This is a genomic window from Bradyrhizobium sp. WSM4874, assembly GCF_055811835.1.
In genome coordinates, this window is the sequence record NZ_JBVVPR010000135.1 from 1 (window position 1) to 1,940 (window position 1,940).

At 63.2% G+C, this 1,940-nt stretch carries 1 protein-coding gene; it reads right to left on the minus strand.

Annotation, left to right across the window (positions count from 1 at the left end; all coding sequences use genetic code 11):
• Positions 1-187 precede the first annotated feature (187 nt).
• Positions 188-1,940: hypothetical protein (locus AC0L3P_RS39625; RefSeq protein ID WP_473309416.1), on the minus strand; the 1,753-nt coding region annotated here is incomplete at its 5' end.

Consider the following 1,940-nt stretch of genomic DNA (forward strand, 5'->3'; position numbering starts at 1 on the left):
TATGACCGCACCGTCATTCCTTGTTCAACCAGAGAAAGATCTTGCAGCCCGGGCCGTTCCACATATGAGTCAGAGCCCTTATTCCATGCCGAAACACATACTACGGCAGGCCGCACAATTATCCAGCGCTCAACGGCTTCTATCGCGAAGTGCGTCGGACTTGGCTGCGCTGTCTGAGACGGCGCAGTCAGAAAAGTCGGCGCATCGGCTGGTCGGAGCTGGAGGCCCTCGGCAACAGCATTGCCAAGCATTGAGCCCTATACATAGGGGGGGCAAGTTCGGCGAGGGTGACGAGGTGGTGTTGGCGCTCCGGGGTAAGTTCTGCCATGCGCTCTCCGAGGCTGCCCAGCACCCGCGGGCAATACTGGGAGTTGGCGATGCCATCGGCAAGCGTGAGCAAGCGGTTCTGGAGCTCGCCCGGAAGTTCTGGCAGGTCCCTTCCGAGGCCCGCCATAGCGGAGGCGCAATTCGCGGGATCGCCGACGAGAGTCTCGGCCCAGCGGACAAGGTCGTCCTGGAGCTCGCCCGGAAGCCTTGCGATGGCCCCTCCTAGGCTCGCCAGTGCAAGGGCGCGGTTGGGAATGGAGACGACGAGACTCTCGGCTTTGCCGACAAGGCGCTCCTGTTGCTCTTTCGACAGCCGTGGCACGATATTCGCTAGGAGCCCCAGTGCCCGGGCGCAATCGTTTGGACTGTTGTAACTCTCGATGACGCGGACAAGGCGCTTCTCGCGCTCGACCGAAAGCACTGCCAGGTCCACTCCGAAGGCAGCCACGGCCAAGGCTCGGCACTCGCGCGCAGGCAGATCTTCGATCGAGCAAACAAGGCGCTCGTGGAGCTCGCTCGAAAGCCCTGCCACGCCACTTCCGAAGCCAGTCAGAGCTATGGCGCGCTGCCAGTGTGGGAGGTGACTCTCGGCTTTGCGGAGAACGCGCTCCTGGAGGTCGACCGAGAACGCTGACACGCCCCTCCCGAGGGCCTTCAGAGCGGTGGCGTAGTCGATAGGAGAGGGGACGAGACTCTCGACGATGCGGACAAGGCGCTCCTGGAGCTCGCCCGAAAGCCTTGCTCGGCGCAATCCGAGGGTCTCCAGGGCCGAGACGCAATTTGCGGGGTCGGCGACGAGACTCTCGATCATGCGGACAAGGCGCTCCTGGAGCTGGCCCGGAAGCCTTGCGAAGCCCAGTCCGAGGCCGTCCAAAGCCAAGGCGCGCTGCCGGGATTCGGGGAGATCCTCGGCGGTGCGGACAAGGGGCTCCTGGAGCGAGGAAGAAAGCTCTGCCAGGCCTACTCCGAGGCCCATCAGAGCCAACGCGCGATGGTCCGGGTCGGCGAGACCCCCCAAAACGCTGACCAGGCCTATCTGGTACTTTTCCGAAAGCTCTGCCATGCCGACGAAGCCACTCAGAGCCTCGGCGCGATCCTCGGGAAAGGCAAAATTCTCAGCGCACTGGACAAGACGCTCCTGGAGCTCGCCCGCAAACCCTGCCGCGTTCTCTCCGAGGCACCCCGCAACGGAGCCGGGTAGCCGCTCCGCCGTCGCCACGAGGCGCTCTTGCTGCGTTACGGTCAAGCAGTCCACGTTGCGCGCGAGTGCCCCTACCACGTCGTGAGTCTGTAGCAGCGCGTCAAAATGATCCGGATCCGCGACGCCTGGAGGAGGCGCCGTCAACCTATCCCACACGGCCTGAACCCCAATTACTCTCTGTCGCCTTTCTTCGATCGTCTCAAATCGCTGTGCGGCATCACGCAGCAGGATATGTGCATGTGACAACCTCAGCAGATCGACAGGGCCGAGCTTCCCAGCAATCTCCATACCGAGTATGTCCGGCGGCAGATGATGAAGGCCAGCGGTGCTCTCGGGAGAGGACGGAGCGCGCGACTCTTGAGGTTCAGAGCGCGTCTGCTCCACGACAGAATAGGACGATTGGCCCGCTCCT